The sequence below is a fragment of the Thermorhabdus hydrogeniformans genome, from assembly GCF_049310025.1.
Classification (GTDB): domain Bacteria; phylum Bacillota; class Thermosediminibacteria; order Thermosediminibacterales; family Tepidanaerobacteraceae; genus JBJYKD01.
Genome location: NZ_JBJYKD010000249.1, coordinates 1 through 247, shown reverse-complemented (window position 1 = coordinate 247; position 247 = coordinate 1). Strand labels below are relative to the sequence as shown.

Genomic DNA, 247 nt, shown 5'->3' with positions numbered 1-247 from the left:
CGCGCGCGTGATGAGCGACGTCGTCCGTTACATCGAGATCATCAGCTATTCACTGATCACTTTGCTGGGATTGCGACTGCTCTGGGTCAAGGGGTGCGCCGCCATTGCATCATTTCGCGCCCTGCAGGCCGAGCACGAGCATTTCCAGCATGCCCAGGCCCATGTGCATGCGCACGCACACCCGCCCCACCAGCATGACCATGCGGATCACGTCCACCACACGCACGATGCGCATTGCGGCCACTCA

1 pseudogene is annotated in these 247 nt (G+C 61.5%); it reads left to right on the top strand.

From position 1 onward, the window contains the following. A pseudogene (locus ACKX14_RS16310) lies at positions 1–247 on the top strand (nickel/cobalt transporter); the annotation flags it as partial.